Source organism: Streptomyces sp. NBC_00258, from assembly GCF_036182465.1.
Lineage (GTDB): Bacteria > Actinomycetota > Actinomycetes > Streptomycetales > Streptomycetaceae > Streptomyces.
This window is the reverse complement of record NZ_CP108081.1, coordinates 10,113,854-10,128,742: the sequence shown is the minus strand read 5'-3', so window position 1 is coordinate 10,128,742 and position 14,889 is coordinate 10,113,854. Positions and strand designations below refer to the sequence as shown.

The window sequence follows — 14,889 nt, the reverse complement described above, 5'->3', positions numbered from 1 at the left end:
GTCACGACGCGACCCCTGCGCGGAACTTGATACGGACTCATGGCGTGGATCGCATGATTCCGGAGGATTCCACGCAGGAGTCCTCGGGCCGTGCCCCGGCTGGGTTCCGACCGATCGGAGCCGAACGGAAGCCGAATCGAACCGTACGGAAGCCGTACGGAATCAGCCCCGGGCGCCCAGCAGGTGGTCCATGGCCAGCTGGTCCAGGTGCTCGAACGCCATCCCGCGCGCGGCGGCCGTCTCTGCGTCGAAGTCCTCGAAGGCCGCGCGGTCCGCGAGCAGCGCCTGGAGGCCGTCGGCGGCGGTGGGCTGCGCCAGTTCGTCCAGACGCGAGGCGCGCAGGGCCTCCTGGACCTCGGGATCGGCCCGGAAGGCGGCCGTCCGCTCTTGCAGGATCAGGTAGTTGCGCATGCAGCCGGCGGCCGACGCCCACACGCCGTCGAAGTCCTCGGTCCTCGGCGGCTTGAAGTCGAAGTGCCTCGGACCCGCGTAACCGGCCGACTCCAGGAGGTCGACGAGCCAGAACGCGGACCGCAGGTCGCCCGCTCCGAAGCGCAGGTCCTGGTCGTACTTGATGCCGGACTGGCCGTTCAGGTCGATGTGGAAGAGCTTGCCCGCCCACAGGGCCTGCGCGATGCCGTGCGTGAAGTTCAGCCCGGCCATCTGCTCGTGGCCCACCTCCGGGTTGACGCCGTACATCTCGGGCCGCTCCAGGCGCTCGATGAACGCCAGGGCGTGGCCGACAGTCGGCAGGAGGATGTCGCCGCGGGGCTCGTTCGGCTTCGGCTCGATCGCGAAGCGCAGGTCGTAGCCCTGGGAGATCACGTACTCGCCGAGGAGGTCGAAGGCCTCCTTCATGCGGTCGAGCGCGACCCGCACATCCTTGGCGGCGCCGGACTCTGCGCCCTCACGGCCGCCCCAGGCGACGTAGATCTGCGCTCCCAGCTCCACTGCCAGGTCGATGTTACGGATCGTCTTGCGCAGGGCGTAGCGGCGTACGTCCCGGTCGTTGGCAGTGAAGGCGCCGTCCTTGAAGACGGGGTGCGTGAACAGGTTCGTGGTGGCCATCGGCACGGTCATACCGGTCGTGTCGAGAGCCTGCCGGAAGCGCTTGATGTGCGACTCGCGCTCAGTGTCCGAGGACCCGAAGGGAATCAGGTCGTCGTCGTGGAAGGTCACTCCGTAGGCGCCGAGCTCCGCCAGGCGCTGCACCGACTCGACCGGGTCCAGGGCGGCCCGGGTGGCGTCGCCGAACGGGTCCCTTCCCTGCCAGCCGACGGTCCACAAGCCGAAGGTGAACCTGTCCTCGGGGGTGGGCTGGTAGTTCATGCCGCGGCTCCTTGCTTGCTCCGACTATTTCGTCATGGCACTTAACAAATTAGTATGCGGAGGCATCTCTGGGAAGAGACAAGATGTCCTCGAACGGGGACGAGGAGTGGAATCCGTGCCGCGTGGGCCCGGCTACACCCCGAAAACACCAGGTCAGATCCCGCGGAGCCGCGGAAGAGGGAGAGCTCGATGTCAGCAGCCGAGGGTCCGCTCGTCGTCGGCGTGGACACGTCCACCCAGTCCACCAAGGCCCTGGTCGTGGACGCGGCCACCGGCGAGGTCGTGGCGAGCGGCCAGGCGCCGCACACCGTCTCCTCCGGAGCGGGTCGCGAGAGCGATCCACGGCAGTGGTGGGACGCGCTGTGCGAGGCACTGCACCAGTGCGGGGACGCGGCACGCGAGGCCGCCGCGGTGTCCGTGGGAGGCCAGCAGCACGGTCTCGTCACGCTCGACACCCAGGGCGACCCGGTGCGTCCGGCCCTGCTGTGGAACGACGTGCGCTCGGCGCCGCAGGCGCGCCGGCTCGTGGAGGAGCTGGGCGGCCCGAAGGCCTGGGCCGAGCGCACCGGCAGTGTGCCGGGCCCGTCCTTCACGGTCACCAAGTGGGCGTGGCTCGCCGAGCACGAGCCCGACTCCGTACGCGCCACCGCCGCCGTGCGACTCCCCCACGACTACCTCACCGAGCGCCTCACGGGGCTGGGCACCACCGACCGCGGCGACGCCTCCGGTACGGGCTGGTGGGCGTCAGGCACTGAGGCGTACGACGATGAGGTCCTCCGCCATGTGGGGCTCGACCCCGCCATGCTGCCCCGCGTGGTCCGGCCCGGGGAGGTCGCCGGAACCGTGCGCGCCAGCGGTGACCTGCCGTTCTCCAAGGGCACGCTGGTCGCGCCCGGCACCGGTGACAACGCCGCCGCGGCACTCGGGCTCGGACTGCGACCGGGTACTGCGGTGCTCAGCCTCGGCACGTCCGGCACCGTGTACGCGGTCTCCACACGCCGCCCCGCAGACCCGACCGGCACCGTGGCGGGTTTCGCCGACGCGCGCGGCGACTGGCTGCCGCTGGCCTGCACCCTCAACTGCACGCTCGCCGTGGACCGCGTCGCCGCTCTGCTGGGCATCGACCGCGAGGCCGTCGAGCCTGGCACGAGCGTGACGCTGCTCCCCTACCTGGACGGCGAGCGCACTCCTGACCTGCCGCACGCCTCGGGCCTGCTGCACGGGCTGCGGCACGACACGACACGCGGACAGCTGCTCCAGGCCGCGTACGACGGGGCGGTCCACTCGCTGCTCGGCGCGCTCGACCTGGTGCTCGACGAGGACGCGGACCGTTCGGCGCCGCTGCTGCTCATCGGCGGAGGCGCGCGTGGCACGGCATGGCAGGAGACCGTACGACGGCTGTCGGGGCGGCCCGTCCAGGTGCCCGAGGCCAAGGAGCTGGTGGCGCTCGGTGCCGCCGCACAGGCAGCGGGCCTGCTGACCGGCGAGGATCCGGCGGCGGTCGCCCGGCGCTGGGACACGGCTCGCGGGCCGGTGCTGGACGCCGTGGAGCGCGACGAGGCGGCGCTGGCACGGATCGCCGGGGTACTCTCCGACGCGGCCCCACTGCTGGAGCGGGAGGCTGATCAGCGCTGATGCCGCGCCTGGGAGGCGGGACCGATCGACGCCGACGGCTCCCCTTCCGGGGGCGTCGGCACGCACGGACAGATCGACAGGCACGGGCAGATGGGCAGGCACGGACAGAACAGCCATGAAGCGACCGGCCGGACGAGGACTGACGGAAGCATGACCGCACCGCTGCACGAGGCCCATCCCAGCAGTCCCGGCCGTCGGCTGCCCGATACGCAACAGGGCATGCGGCGCCGCAACCTCTCGCGGGTGCTGCACACCGTGAACGCCGAGGGGCCGCTGTCCCGTGCCGCCGTCGCCTCACGCATCGGGCTCACTCGCGCTGCCGTCTCCACGCTCGTGGACGAGCTGATCCGCTCAGGGCTCCTCGATGAGCTGGGTCCCGAGCGGCCCGGGCGGGTGGGGCGACCCGGCTCCGCGCTCGCACTCAGCGGGCGCGGTCCGGCGGGTATCGGTGCGGAGGTGGGCGTCGACCATCTCGCCGTGTGCGCTGTCGATCTGCGCGGTGAGGTCCGGGCCCGGGCGGTACGGCACGGCACCAACCGCGGCAGGTCGCCCGAACCGGTGCTGCGGGAACTGACCCGGCTGATACGGCAGGTCGTCACCGAGGCGGCCAAGGAAGGCCTGCGGCCCGCTGGACTCGCCGTCGCCGTGCCCGGCCTGGTGGCACGCGACGCCCGGACCGTGGTGCGCGCCCCCAACCTCGACTGGCACGACACGGACCTCGGCGCTCTGCTCCCGGACGACGTCCCGCTGACCGTGGACAACGAGGCGAACTTCGGCGGACTGGCCGAACTCTGGCTCAACGAGACCGCGCCGCGCGACTTCGTGCACGTCTCCGCCGAGATCGGCATCGGCGGGGCGGTCGTCGTGGACGGGCGGCTGCTGCGCGGGAAACATGGCTTCGCGGGCGAGTTGGGGCATGTCCCGGTACGTCCCGAGGGGCCCGCGTGTGCGTGCGGCGGGCGCGGCTGTCTGGAGCAGTACGCCGGCGAGGAGGCCGTCCTGCGCGCCGCCGGCCTGGAACCGGGCGAGGACCGTGTCGGTCTGCTGGCCGAGCGTGCGGCGCAGGGCGACAAGAACGTGCGCAGAGCCTTGCGCGACGCCGGGACCGCGCTGGGCATCGCGCTGACCGGCGCCGTCAATCTGCTCGACCCCGAAGCCGTCGTGCTGGGCGGGGCGCTGTCCGGGCTCGCGCCCTGGCTGCTGCCGTCGCTGGAGCGGGAGTTGGCCCGCAGGACTGCCGGTCCCGCCTGCGCGGTGTCCGTCTCCCGGCTCGGCCCCGAGGGCCCGCTGTTGGGTGCCGCGCACTCCGTCGTGCGCGCCGTGATGGACGATCCGGCGGCGGTGGGTGGCGGCGGAGCGGCGCTGAGTGGCAGCGGGGCGTAGGGCACGCTGAAGACGTCCTGGATCTCCTGGGCCTCCTGGACGACCCGGGCTCATGAGGTTCTCGGTCTGGTCCTCAGCTCCGTCACAGCGCTCTCTTCGCAGCGTCCCGGCGCCTCAATCCCCCTTGTGGGTGGCGGAGTTATCCACAGTCACAGCGTTGTCCACGGACCTGAGAGCGTTCTTCCTCCTCAACCGACGAGAGCCGTACCGTGATTCACGCGAGACGCCACCGTCGGACGAACCGGGCGGAGGCGTGTCCGGGCTGACGGCGCCGGTGTCGTACGTGGATTCGGTAGCCGCTGCCTGGATGATGGCCGCAGTGGTGGTGCTCGTGGTGCCGCTGCGACGTCGTCCGCCACCCTTCGGCAGAACGGAGCTGTGCACCATGAGCGACCCGCGGATCCTGACCGTGCGTCCCGAACCCGGCGAGTACGCCTGGACGTTCGGCGGTGCGCCGCCCGTGGCGCGTATCGCGCCGGGCACCGTCCTCGACCTCTATACGGAGGACTGCTTCGCCGGTCGGGTTCGGTCGGAGAAGGATCTGGTGTCCGAGGTGTGCGAATTCCCGTTCCTCAATCCGCAGACGGGTCCGTTCCATGTGGAGGGCGCGGAGCCGGGCGACACGGTCGCCGTGCACTTCGTGTCGATCGAGCCGGCGCGGGACTGGGCCGCCTCGACGACGGTCCCGCTGTTCGGGGCGCTCACGTCCACGCACACCACGGCGACTCTGCAGCCGCCCCTGCCCGAGACCGTGTGGATCTGGCAGCTCGACCGGGCGCGCCGCACCGCACTGTTCAGCGCCCGCGACAGCGACATCCGGATCGAGCTGCCCATGGACCCGATGCACGGCACCGTCGGTGTGGCGCCCGCCAACCTTGAGGTGCGCTCCGCCTTGGTTCCGGACGCGCACGGCGGAAACATGGACACACCCGAAATGCGGGCCGGTGTCACCTGCTATCTCGGAGTGAACGTCGAAGGGGCGCTGCTCAGCCTCGGTGACGGGCATGCGCGGCAGGGTGAGGGCGAGACCTGTGGGGTGGCCGTCGAGTGCGCGATGAACACCGTGGTGATCGTCGAGTTGCTCAAGGGGGTCGCCACCCCGTGGCCCCGCATCGAGTCGGACACCCACATCATCTCGACCGGTTCGGCACGCCCCTTGGAGGACGCGTTCCGCATATCGCAGCTCGACCTGGTGCAGTGGCTGGTGCGGGACTACGGCTTCAGCGAGCTGGACGCCTACCAGTTCGCGACCCAGACCGTCGAGTCGCCGCTGGCCAATGTCTGCGACACCAACTACACATGCGTCGCCAAGCTCCGCAAGGAATGGCTGCCCGAGCGGGAGACCCACCGGGGCCTGCACGCCCGGCTGCGCGAAGCTGCCGTCGCGCTGGCACGTTGATTCGTCCCACCGCCGCCGCCACCCCGTACCGCCGCCACCGTTTCCACTGCCACCACCGCGACTTGGCACAGGCGCCCGCATGATTCCCAGCACCCGCACCGCTCCCCCACCACTTCCGTTCTCACCGAGAGGCACCCCATGGACCGAGCCAAATTCCTGCCCACGGCCCTTCCCAGTCGGCGGCGCCTGCTGCAGAGTGCGGCCCTCGCCACGCTCTCCACGGCGTTACTGCCCACCACCCGGGCAGGTGCGAAGCCCCAGGGGATCGACTACCCGCCCTCCGAGTGGTCGCCGGCGAGCGCGTCCAACTACACGGTCGCCAACCGCCCGACGACCCATCCGGTCGACTTCGTGATCATCCACGTGACGCAGGCGACCTACACGAACACTCTGGCCATCTTCCAGAACCCGAAGAAGAAGGTGTCCGCGCACTACGTCGTCCGGTCGTCCGACGGTCACGTCGCACAGATGGTGCGCGAGCGCGACGTCGCCTGGCACGCGGGCAACTGGGACTACAACACCCGCAGCATCGGCATCGAGCACGAGGGCTGGGTGGACAAGCCCGCGTACTTCACCAACGCGATGTACGAGGAGTCGGCGAAACTCACGGCGGCGATCTGCACCAAGTACCGGATCCCCAAGGACCGTTCGCACATTCTCGCGCACTACGAGGTGCCCGGCAGCGATCACACCGATCCCGGCCCGCACTGGGACTGGACGCGCTACATGAGACTGGTCAACTTCGCCTGACCAGCGGCCCGTCGGAAGAACGTCGAGGGAAAGGCGAAAGAGAGCCGAAGGAAGGTTGAAAGTGGGGAGCATCGGTAGCCACCACGAGTTGTGGTGGGGGCGGGGCCCGGAGTGGTCGCGGCACTTGTCCGCATCCGCCACCGGAGTGACGATGTCCCCAGCCGCACAGCCTTCCGGGGAGGCCGAGTTGACCGATCCATGGGTGGCCCTGGAACCGGGTGCCGATCCCGTCGATCGGGTGCGCGTACTGCGACGCGCCCACGAGACGTTCACGGAGGCCGGCACGGTCCCGCGGCCGGTGCGGTCCGTGGTGGCCGACTCGTGGCGGCGTTCGGCACGGGCCGGGGTGGGGCCGGACGGCTCCGCGTGTGTGGAGCTCACCGACGGTGACCTCGGGTCGTATCGGGCGGAGCACCCACTGGCGCGGGTGATGCCACTGTTCCGTGAACTCATGGGGACGTTCGCTGCGGACGGCGAACACCTCCTCGCGGTGTGCGACGCGCAGGGCAGGCTGCTGTGGGTCGAGGGCCATCCCGGGACACGGCAGAAGGCGGACGGGATGAACTTCGTGCCGGGTGCGCGGTGGGCGGAGTCTGCGGTGGGCACGAACGCTCCGGGTACAGCGGTCGCGCTGGACCGGCCGGTGCAGGTGTTCGCGGCCGAGCACTTCATCCGGAGCGTCCAGCCGTGGACGTGCGCGGCGGCTCCGGTGCACGATCCGCGTACCGGGCGGCTGCTCGGAGCCGTGGACATCACCGGCGGGGACGGGCTGGCGCATCCGCACAGTCTGGGTTTCGTGCAAGCCGTGGCCCGCGCCGCGGAGTCCCAACTGGCGCTGCTCACTCCGGCCCCGGCCACGGCCGACGTGCTCGAACTGACCGCTCTGGGCCGGGACGAGGCACTGCTCGTCGCGGGTGGCAGCAAGGTGCGTCTGAGCCGCAGGCACAGCGAGATCCTGGTGCTGCTGTCCCGGCACCCCGAGGGACTGACCGGCGACGAGTTGCTGTGTGCGCTGTACGAGGACGAGTCGGTGACGCCGGTGACGTTGCGCGCGGAGCTGGCACGCCTGCGCCGTCTCCTCGGGGCGGGGGCGCTGGGTTCGCGGCCGTATCGGCTCACGGTTCCGGTCGAGTCCGATGTCGAGGTGGTGGAGCGCAAGCTCGGCGTCGGCGCGGTCATGGCGGCGGTGGCGGCGTACACCGGGCCCTTGCTGCCCGGTTCGCAGGCTCCGGCGGTGGTGCGACTGCGGCGCCGGCTCGCCGACGGGCTGCGTGCGGCGCTCGTCTCCGGCCGCGACCCCGATCTGCTGGCGGACTGGGCGCACGCGCCGTGGGGCGAGGACGACCTCGACGCATGGCGGGCGCTCGCCGCGATACGGCCGACGCCTCCGGTACGGGCACGCCTGGAGGAGCTGGAGGCCGAGCAGTCCGCGTCCGCGAGCCGTGACCGGGCTCCGCGCTGAGGGCCACGCGCTCACAGTCGCGAGGCGCGCTCACGCCGACGGCAACAGTAAGGCGCTCGCCGCCGCCTAGCCCCACCCCCATGTCCGTACGCCCACGCCGTCACCGCGCTCCGCACCCCGCACCCCGCAGCCCGCTCCCCGACCTCGCTGCCAGGGCGGCGGCGCAACGTACCTGCAACCCCTCCGCACCTACCCTCGCGCCGAGAGCCGTCCAACGGCGGGCGGTCCTTTCACGGGAGGCAGAGCACATGACCCGTTACGCGGCGCCCGGCACCGAGGGCGCGATCGTCTCCTACCAGGCGCGGTACGACCACTTCATCGGCGGCGAGTACGTGCCGCCGGCCCGCGGGCAGTACTTCGAGAACCCGAGTCCGGTGAACGGGCAGCCGTTCACGGAGATCGCGCGGGGCACGGCGGAGGACGTGGACCGTGCGCTCGACGCGGCGCACGCGGCCGCTCCCGCCTGGGGCCGGATGTCGGTGACCGCACGTGCCGACATCCTCCTCAAGGTCGCCGACCGGATGGAGGCGAACCTGGAGAAGCTCGCGGTCGCGGAGAGCTGGGAGAACGGCAAGCCGATCCGCGAGACCCTGGCCGCCGACATACCCCTCGCCATCGACCACTTCCGGTACTTCGCGGGGGCGATCCGCGCGCAGGAGGGTTCGCTCGGCGAGGTCGACGACGACACCGTGGCGTACCACTTCCACGAGCCGCTGGGCGTCGTGGCGCAGATCATCCCGTGGAACTTCCCGATCCTGATGGCGGTGTGGAAGCTGGCCCCGGCGCTCGCCGCCGGCAACGCGGTCGTCATCAAGCCCGCCGAGCAGACCCCGGCATCGATCCACTACTGGATGAGCCTGGTCTCGGATCTGCTGCCGCCGGGCGTGGTGAACATCGTCAACGGCTTCGGGGTCGAGGCGGGCAAGCCCCTCGCGTCCAGCCCGCGCGTGGCGAAGGTCGCCTTCACCGGCGAGACCACGACGGGGCGGCTGATCATGCAGTACGCCTCCGAGAACATCAAGCCGGTCACTCTCGAACTCGGCGGCAAGTCGCCGAACATCTTCTTCGACGACGTGTGGGCGCGGGACGACGACTTCCGGGACAAGGCCCTCGAAGGCTTCACGATGTTCGCGCTGAACCAGGGCGAAGTGTGCACCTGCCCGTCCCGGGCGCTCATCCAGCAGGGCCACTACAGCGAGTTCCTCGACGCGGCGGTCGCCCGTACCGAGCTGATCAAGCCCGGCCATCCGCTCGACACCGAGACGATGATCGGCGCCCAGGCCTCCAACGACCAGCTGGAGAAGATCCTTTCCTATCTGGACATCGGCCAGCAGGAAGGTGCCAAGGTTCTGACGGGCGGTCACCGTATCGACTACGACGGGGAGTTGGCGGGCGGCTACTACGTCCAGCCGACGATCTTCCAGGGCGACAACCGGATGCGGATCTTCCAGGAGGAGATCTTCGGCCCGGTCGTGTCGGTCACGTCGTTCGCGGACTTCGACGACGCCATCAAGATCGCCAACGACACGCTGTACGGGCTCGGGGCCGGTGTGTGGACACGGGACATCAACACGGCGTACCGCGCGGGCCGTTCGATCCAGGCGGGCCGGGTGTGGACCAACTGCTACCACGCGTATCCGGCGCACGCGGCGTTCGGCGGCTACAAGCAGTCCGGTATCGGCCGTGAGAACCACAAGATGATGCTGGAGCACTACCAGCAGACGAAGAACCTCCTCGTGTCGTACTCGGCGAAGAAGCTGGGCTTCTTCTAGGCACAGGAAAAAGGGCGCCTGACCAGGGAAGGTTCCTGTCGGGCGCCCTTCGTGACGAACAGTTGAGCAGTGAAGTGAAGCGAACAGCAGCACAAGGACGACAAGCGAGAAGTCGTTCTTGTACGCGGAGCCGGCAGCGGTGGAGCCCAGCACGATGGCGGCTCGGCAGTCGACGCCTCCGCGGGTCTGCCGTCGGACACACCGGCCGTCCCCGCCCCGGAGGTTAGGGGTGACAGGGAGCAAACGTAGGGGGTGTACGTGCTGGCGGGCCAGGGGCGTCGCGGCGTCCAATGGGTGGGCAAGGCCGACTCGCCGCTCGCGCTGCCTCAACGGCGCGGCAGGCAAGCGGGAGTCCGCGGTCTCGCGGGAGGGCTCCGCGGGATCCCGCGCCGACGTCCCGGGGCGAGGACGGTGGGAGCCGACCCGCGCCGGGACGCCGTGGCGGTCGCACCAACCCGCCCGGCCGGCCGAACGGCCCCACAACCGTCTGGAACCGAAAGGACACACCTCAGCATGGCGACGAACTCCGAGAGGTGGATCAGGCGTTACCACCCCGCGCCGGACGCCTCGACGCGCCTGGTCTGCTTCCCGCACGCCGGTGGCTCCGCGACCTTCTACCACCCCGTCTCACGCGCCCTGTCGCCCGAGATCGACGTGGTGGCGGTGCAGTATCCGGGCCGTCAGGAACGCCGTACGGAGCCCTTGGTGGACAGTGTCGAGAAGCTGGCCGACCTCATCGTCCCGGAGCTCGAACCCTGGCTCGACCGACCGTTGACCTTCTTCGGGCACAGCATGGGCGCGTCGCTGGCCTACGAGGTGGCCCTGCGGCTGGAGGCCAGGGGCACGACGCTGCTCGGTCTCTTCGCCTCCGGGCGCCGGGCGCCGTCACGGTGGCGGGACGAGCGTGTGCACCAGTCCGACGACGAGGGGCTGCTCACGGAACTGCGCAGCCTCAGCGGCACGGACCCGGCGGTCCTCGGGGACGAGGAGGTGCTGCGGATGATCCTCCCCGCGGTGCGCAGCGACTACCGCGCCGCCGAGACCTACCGCCCGCAGACGGGCCCACGGGTGGGCTGCCCCGTGGTCGTCCTGACCGGGAACGACGACCCGAAGGTCAACGAGGACGAGGCCCGCTCATGGGCCGAACACACGACTGAGGACACCACCTTCCGCTTCTTCGACGGCGGCCACTTCTACCTCAACTCGCATGCCTCGCAGGTACTTCGGGAGATCCGGCAGTTCGTCGCGGAGCGCGGCGCCATGGCCGCGAAGTGACCCGAGGAAGCCTGCCGGCCGTAGGCGACCTGCACGTCGCGCATCCGGAGGACCGGAAGATCGGGGACGGTCTGCCTCCCCGTTCGGACTCGTTCCGCACGCCGGACGCCGCCGGCAAGGAGGCGGCGCCGGCGTACGAGCCTGGCACCACGGGGTCCGGTTCGAGGAAGTGTCGGTGGGCTGTCCCCAGGGAGTGGCGGCGTCACGGTCTTCCCGAGAACCTGCCGCGCCGCGTCATGCCGGAGATGCGGCGGCCCTGACCGAACCGGTCGGTGACCGGCTCGGTCAGGCGATGATCTGCAACAGCCCCGCGGCGCGCAGCTCTTCGATCCAGAGGCTGAAATCGGACTGCATGTACTCGGGGTTGAGGTCCCAGTGTTTCGCCAGCAGCGCGGCTGCGGCGTCGGGCCGGCCTCCCTGTTGAAGCAGGGCGATCCACATGGCGGTGCTGATGGCACTGCACAAGAAGCGCGAACCGGACGCAGGGCACGTGAGTTCAAGCCGTCCGTCCTCCAGAACGGCAACGTCCACCCCTGGCCGAGCCCGCACGCGCACGGTAGGCCTCCGTCTCGTTGAGTTACCCCGCCGGCGCTTCCGCTGAAGACCGCCGCTCGTCACTACATGCCCAAAGGACACTACCCAATGGCATGTTGGGAAAAGCCTTCCCACCATTACCCTTGCCGTTTCTTGTCAATCTCTATGTAATCTCTTGAACAAACGGCATTGCGGTACGGACGGCGATCATCACCGGAATTTTGATACGGCCGACCAACTGCCCTGCGGCGGCTCCGCGACAGCCGATCCGGCCAGATCGCACATTACGGCGAAAATGGCAAGAAAAACGGGACGGAATTTGTGCGGCCGGTCCGGAGAACACGGGCGTGGTGTTATCGGCTCTCCGGACCGACAGGGCAGACGCCGAACCGTTTCGGGGGAAAACAGTCCCACGCCATTCGGAATCCCCGCGGCAGTGTGGTGGTGACGGGGAATCAGAACGCCCAGGACAACGATAAGACAGACGCCCGGTCGACCAGTACCCCTATTCAGCCCCTAGGCCTCGTTCACAACCGGATCGCCCGACCCCGGATCGTCGTCTCCTGCAACCGTCACACCCGTAACGTCGGGGGTGAAATCACCCAGCCCCTGCGATACGGCACGCAGGGCGTCCACCATGTCCTGGCCCGTCGGGGCGCGTTCACTATCGAGAAGCCACTGAAGACTCAGCCCCGCGAGCATCGCGAGATGCAAGGAGCCGACGGCACGGGCGACACGATTGTCCTCACGGGCGTCGCCAGGCGCGATGAACTCGGCCATCGCACCACGGGCGCGCTCGTAGTCGTCAGCCAGCTGCTTCCGCAATTCCGGAGCATGCTCGGCCTGGGCAAATGCCTCGATACTGGCGACGAGCAACGGGCGGTGCAACTGGAAAGATTTCGTCACCCGTGTCCACATGGCCACGAGTTGCTCCTCACCACTCTCACCGGAGCCACCCTGCCCGGGCATCGCCCGTTCAAGTTCCTCGCCCCACTCCTCGAACGCCTCCATCACTGCAGCATTCAGCAGCGCCTCCTTCGACCCGAAGTGATAGCCGATCGAGGCAAGGTTCGTTCCCGACGCGGCGACGATGTCGCGGGCCGTGGTGCGCGCATAACCGCGCTCATAGAGGCAGCGCTTGGCGCCTGCCAACAACTGCTCGCGGTGTCCCATGCGGGCAATCCTACGAGACATTGGCATGTTCGTGCGCCCCTGGAAACCAAAATCGGCGAGCCAGCTATACATCCGTCCTACACATCCGTATAGTACCGCTCATGGCTACCAATCCGTCACTGAAGGCGACCGGACGGGAGTGGGCCAGCCTTGCCGTGCTGACCCTTCCGGTACTTCTCATCTCCATGGACATGACCGTCCTCTACTTCGCTCTGCCCTTCCTGAGCGCCGACTTGGAACCGAGCAGTACCCAACTGCTCTGGATCATGGACATCTACTCGTTCCTGCTGGCCGGCCTGCTCATCACGATGGGCACGCTCGGTGACCGCATCGGTCGCCGGAAGCTGCTCATGCTGGGTGCCGCCGCGTTCGGCGCCGCCTCGGCCGCCGCGGCGATGGCCAACAGCGCCGAAATGCTGATCCTGGCACGGGCGTTACTGGGCATCGGAGGCGCAACCCTGATGCCCTCGACCCTCTCCCTGATCCGCAACATGTTCCGCGACGACCACCAGCGCCGTACCGCCATCTCCGTGTGGACCGCCGCCCTGGCCGGCGGCGCGGCCCTCGGCCCCCTGCTCGGCGGCGCGCTGCTCGAAAACTTCTGGTGGGGCTCCGCGTTCCTGGTCAACGTGCCCGTCATGGTCCTGCTGCTCATCCTCGGTCCGGTGATGCTGCCGGAGTTCCGCGACCCCAACCCCGGTAAGTTCGACCTGATGAGCACCGGACTCAGCCTCGCCGCCGTACTGCCCGTCATCTACGGCATGAAGAAGATCGCCGAGGACGGTGTGGCGGTCATCCCGCTGGCGACGATCGGCGTCGGCCTGCTGGTGGGCATCGTGTTCGTACTGCGCCAACGCAAGCTGACCCACCCCCTGCTCGACGTGTCGCTGTTCCGCAACCGCGCCTTCAGCACCTCGGTGGGCACCAACGTCCTGGCGATGTTCGCCATGGTCGGCTTCGGCCTGTTCACCTCCCAGTACCTGCAGTTGGTATACGGCCTACGACCGTGGACCGCCGGTCTGTGGACCCTGCCGGCGGCCGGCGCGACGATGGTCAGCGCGACCCTCGCGGCCGTTCTCGTGCAGAGCATCCGACCGGCGTACGTCATCTCCGCGGGCCTGCTGCTCGCAGCGGCCGGGTTCGGGGTCATGGCCCAGGTCCAGGCCGATTCCGAACTCGCTCTGGTCATCACGGGCGCCACAATGATGGCGGCCGGTGTGGGTGTCGTACTGACCCTTGCCGCCGACCTGATCATCGCCGCCGCGCCACCGGAACGGGCCGGCTCGGCCTCCGGACTGTCCGAGACCTGTGCCGAGTTCGGCGGCGCTCTCGGTATCGCGATCCTCGGCAGTATCGGTGCCGCCGTGTACCGCCAGTCCATGGACACCGACATGCCCTCAGGGATCCCCGGGGCCGCGAGTGAGGTCGCGCACGAGACGCTGGGCGGTGCCGTACAGGTCGCCGGACAGTTGCCGGAAGATCTCGCCGAGCTCCTGCTGACGTCGAGCCGGGAGGCGTTCACCGAAGGCATGCAGCTCGCCTCCTACACAGCGGCCGCCGTGATGTTCGTCGCTGCGGTGCTGGCCGGTCTGATGCTGCGCCACCTGCGGATCAGCCCCTCGGCCGGGGACCCGCACGCAGCCGCCCCGAACTCGAAGGACAACGACGCCCAGCTCTACACCCGCTGAGCGGAGCGCTGACGGCCGTTCGACCGCCCGGTGCCGCTCGTGCACCCACTCCTCCGCGCAGGCCGATCACGGTCGGCCTGCGCGGGGGAGTGGACGAGCGGTGCCTTGAGGTGACCGCCGCCAGGACGTAGGGGCTGTGGGGACGATCTCCATCACGATGAGCGGGCAGGTGCGCCCGCTGAGGGAGGAACGTCTGCGAGTGTTAGTCGAACCGGAAACCGTGGCGCTGGTGCGCGAGGACGGGACCCTGCAACTGGAGTCCCCACGCACGGGCAGTACCTACCTCTGCGGGCCGATGGGCACCGCCATATGGATCGCCCTGCAGCAGCATGCGGGGCACGTCGAGCCGGCGGTCGAGGTACTTGCCGTGCGATGGAACCGCAACCCCCGATGGCTCAGAGCCGATTTCGACACCTTCATCGGCGAGTTGAGAGACGCCGATCTCGTCAGCGTCGTGGAGTGAGAGCCAACCGCATGACCAGCCATAGC

The 14,889-nt window shown here is 69.5% G+C and carries 12 protein-coding genes; 9 read left to right on the top strand and 3 right to left on the bottom strand.

The genetic code is table 11. From position 1 onward, the window contains the following. Positions 1 to 162: 162 nt before the first annotated feature. Positions 163 to 1,329, bottom strand: coding sequence for a xylose isomerase (gene xylA / locus OG718_RS44885; RefSeq protein WP_143644821.1), 1,167 nt, complete (start codon positions 1,327 to 1,329; stop codon positions 163 to 165). Positions 1,330 to 1,518: 189 nt separating this feature from the next. Between xylA and xylB the strand changes: the two genes are divergently transcribed. From xylB to OG718_RS44850, 7 genes are all read left to right on the top strand, one after another. Further along, positions 1,519 to 2,964 carry a xylulokinase gene (gene xylB, locus OG718_RS44880; RefSeq protein ID WP_328846858.1) on the top strand — a complete coding sequence of 482 codons (1,446 nt, stop codon included), beginning with the start codon at positions 1,519 to 1,521 and terminating at the stop codon, positions 2,962 to 2,964. A gap of 150 nt (positions 2,965 to 3,114) precedes the next feature. Further along, positions 3,115 to 4,347, top strand: a complete 1,233-nt coding sequence (locus tag OG718_RS44875; RefSeq protein WP_143644823.1) for an ROK family transcriptional regulator — start codon at positions 3,115 to 3,117, stop codon at positions 4,345 to 4,347. A gap of 385 nt (positions 4,348 to 4,732) precedes the next feature. Continuing rightward, positions 4,733 to 5,746 (top strand): acetamidase/formamidase family protein, encoded by a 1,014-nt coding sequence (locus OG718_RS44870; RefSeq protein WP_328846857.1) that lies wholly within the window; start codon positions 4,733 to 4,735, stop codon positions 5,744 to 5,746. Positions 5,747 to 5,884: 138 nt separating this feature from the next. Continuing rightward, a complete protein-coding gene (locus OG718_RS44865; RefSeq protein ID WP_143644825.1) occupies positions 5,885 to 6,496 on the top strand; it encodes an N-acetylmuramoyl-L-alanine amidase in 612 nt (203 codons plus the stop codon). A gap of 151 nt (positions 6,497 to 6,647) precedes the next feature. Continuing rightward, the gene (locus OG718_RS44860) at positions 6,648 to 7,958 is read left to right on the top strand and encodes a GAF domain-containing protein (RefSeq protein WP_328846856.1); all 1,311 of its coding nucleotides are present in this window, start codon (positions 6,648 to 6,650) and stop codon (positions 7,956 to 7,958) included. Between the two features lie 248 nt (positions 7,959 to 8,206). After that, positions 8,207 to 9,730 carry an acetaldehyde dehydrogenase ExaC gene (exaC, locus tag OG718_RS44855; protein ID WP_143644827.1) on the top strand — a complete coding sequence of 508 codons (1,524 nt, stop codon included), beginning with the start codon at positions 8,207 to 8,209 and terminating at the stop codon, positions 9,728 to 9,730. A gap of 513 nt (positions 9,731 to 10,243) precedes the next feature. After that, positions 10,244 to 11,005, top strand: a complete 762-nt coding sequence (locus OG718_RS44850; RefSeq protein WP_143644828.1) for a thioesterase II family protein — start codon at positions 10,244 to 10,246, stop codon at positions 11,003 to 11,005. Between the two features lie 285 nt (positions 11,006 to 11,290). Here OG718_RS44850 and OG718_RS44845 read toward each other — a convergent pair whose 3' ends face one another. Further along, on the bottom strand, positions 11,291 to 11,446 hold the full coding sequence (locus tag OG718_RS44845; RefSeq protein ID WP_186001642.1) for a hypothetical protein: 156 nt from the start codon (positions 11,444 to 11,446) through the stop codon (positions 11,291 to 11,293). 609 nt (positions 11,447 to 12,055) lie between these two features. Next, on the bottom strand, positions 12,056 to 12,712 hold the full coding sequence (locus tag OG718_RS44840) for a TetR/AcrR family transcriptional regulator (RefSeq protein WP_328846855.1): 657 nt from the start codon (positions 12,710 to 12,712) through the stop codon (positions 12,056 to 12,058). Positions 12,713 to 12,813: 101 nt separating this feature from the next. Between OG718_RS44840 and OG718_RS44835 the strand changes: the two genes are divergently transcribed. Together OG718_RS44835 and OG718_RS44830 are read left to right on the top strand one after the other, a co-directional pair. Next, positions 12,814 to 14,400: an MFS transporter gene (locus OG718_RS44835; protein ID WP_143644830.1), complete on the top strand. Its 1,587-nt coding sequence runs from the start codon at positions 12,814 to 12,816 to the stop codon at positions 14,398 to 14,400. A gap of 136 nt (positions 14,401 to 14,536) precedes the next feature. Beyond that, positions 14,537 to 14,863, top strand: a complete 327-nt coding sequence (locus OG718_RS44830; protein WP_143644831.1) for a PqqD family peptide modification chaperone — start codon at positions 14,537 to 14,539, stop codon at positions 14,861 to 14,863. Positions 14,864 to 14,889 lie beyond the last annotated feature (26 nt).

What these genes read in the sequence shown, in the direction of transcription:
- xylA (WP_143644821.1), bottom strand. Translation starts at nt 1,329, where the DNA reads ATGAACTACCAGCCCACCCCCGAGGACAGGTTCACCTTCGGCTTGTGG.
- xylB (WP_328846858.1), top strand. Translation starts at nt 1,519, where the DNA reads ATGTCAGCAGCCGAGGGTCCGCTCGTCGTCGGCGTGGACACGTCCACC.
- OG718_RS44875 (WP_143644823.1), top strand. Translation starts at nt 3,115, where the DNA reads ATGACCGCACCGCTGCACGAGGCCCATCCCAGCAGTCCCGGCCGTCGG.
- OG718_RS44870 (WP_328846857.1), top strand. Translation starts at nt 4,733, where the DNA reads ATGAGCGACCCGCGGATCCTGACCGTGCGTCCCGAACCCGGCGAGTAC.
- OG718_RS44865 (WP_143644825.1), top strand. Translation starts at nt 5,885, where the DNA reads ATGGACCGAGCCAAATTCCTGCCCACGGCCCTTCCCAGTCGGCGGCGC.
- OG718_RS44860 (WP_328846856.1), top strand. Translation starts at nt 6,648, where the DNA reads ATGTCCCCAGCCGCACAGCCTTCCGGGGAGGCCGAGTTGACCGATCCA.
- exaC (WP_143644827.1), top strand. Translation starts at nt 8,207, where the DNA reads ATGACCCGTTACGCGGCGCCCGGCACCGAGGGCGCGATCGTCTCCTAC.
- OG718_RS44850 (WP_143644828.1), top strand. Translation starts at nt 10,244, where the DNA reads ATGGCGACGAACTCCGAGAGGTGGATCAGGCGTTACCACCCCGCGCCG.
- OG718_RS44845 (WP_186001642.1), bottom strand. Translation starts at nt 11,446, where the DNA reads ATGTGGATCGCCCTGCTTCAACAGGGAGGCCGGCCCGACGCCGCAGCC.
- OG718_RS44840 (WP_328846855.1), bottom strand. Translation starts at nt 12,712, where the DNA reads ATGGGACACCGCGAGCAGTTGTTGGCAGGCGCCAAGCGCTGCCTCTAT.
- OG718_RS44835 (WP_143644830.1), top strand. Translation starts at nt 12,814, where the DNA reads ATGGCTACCAATCCGTCACTGAAGGCGACCGGACGGGAGTGGGCCAGC.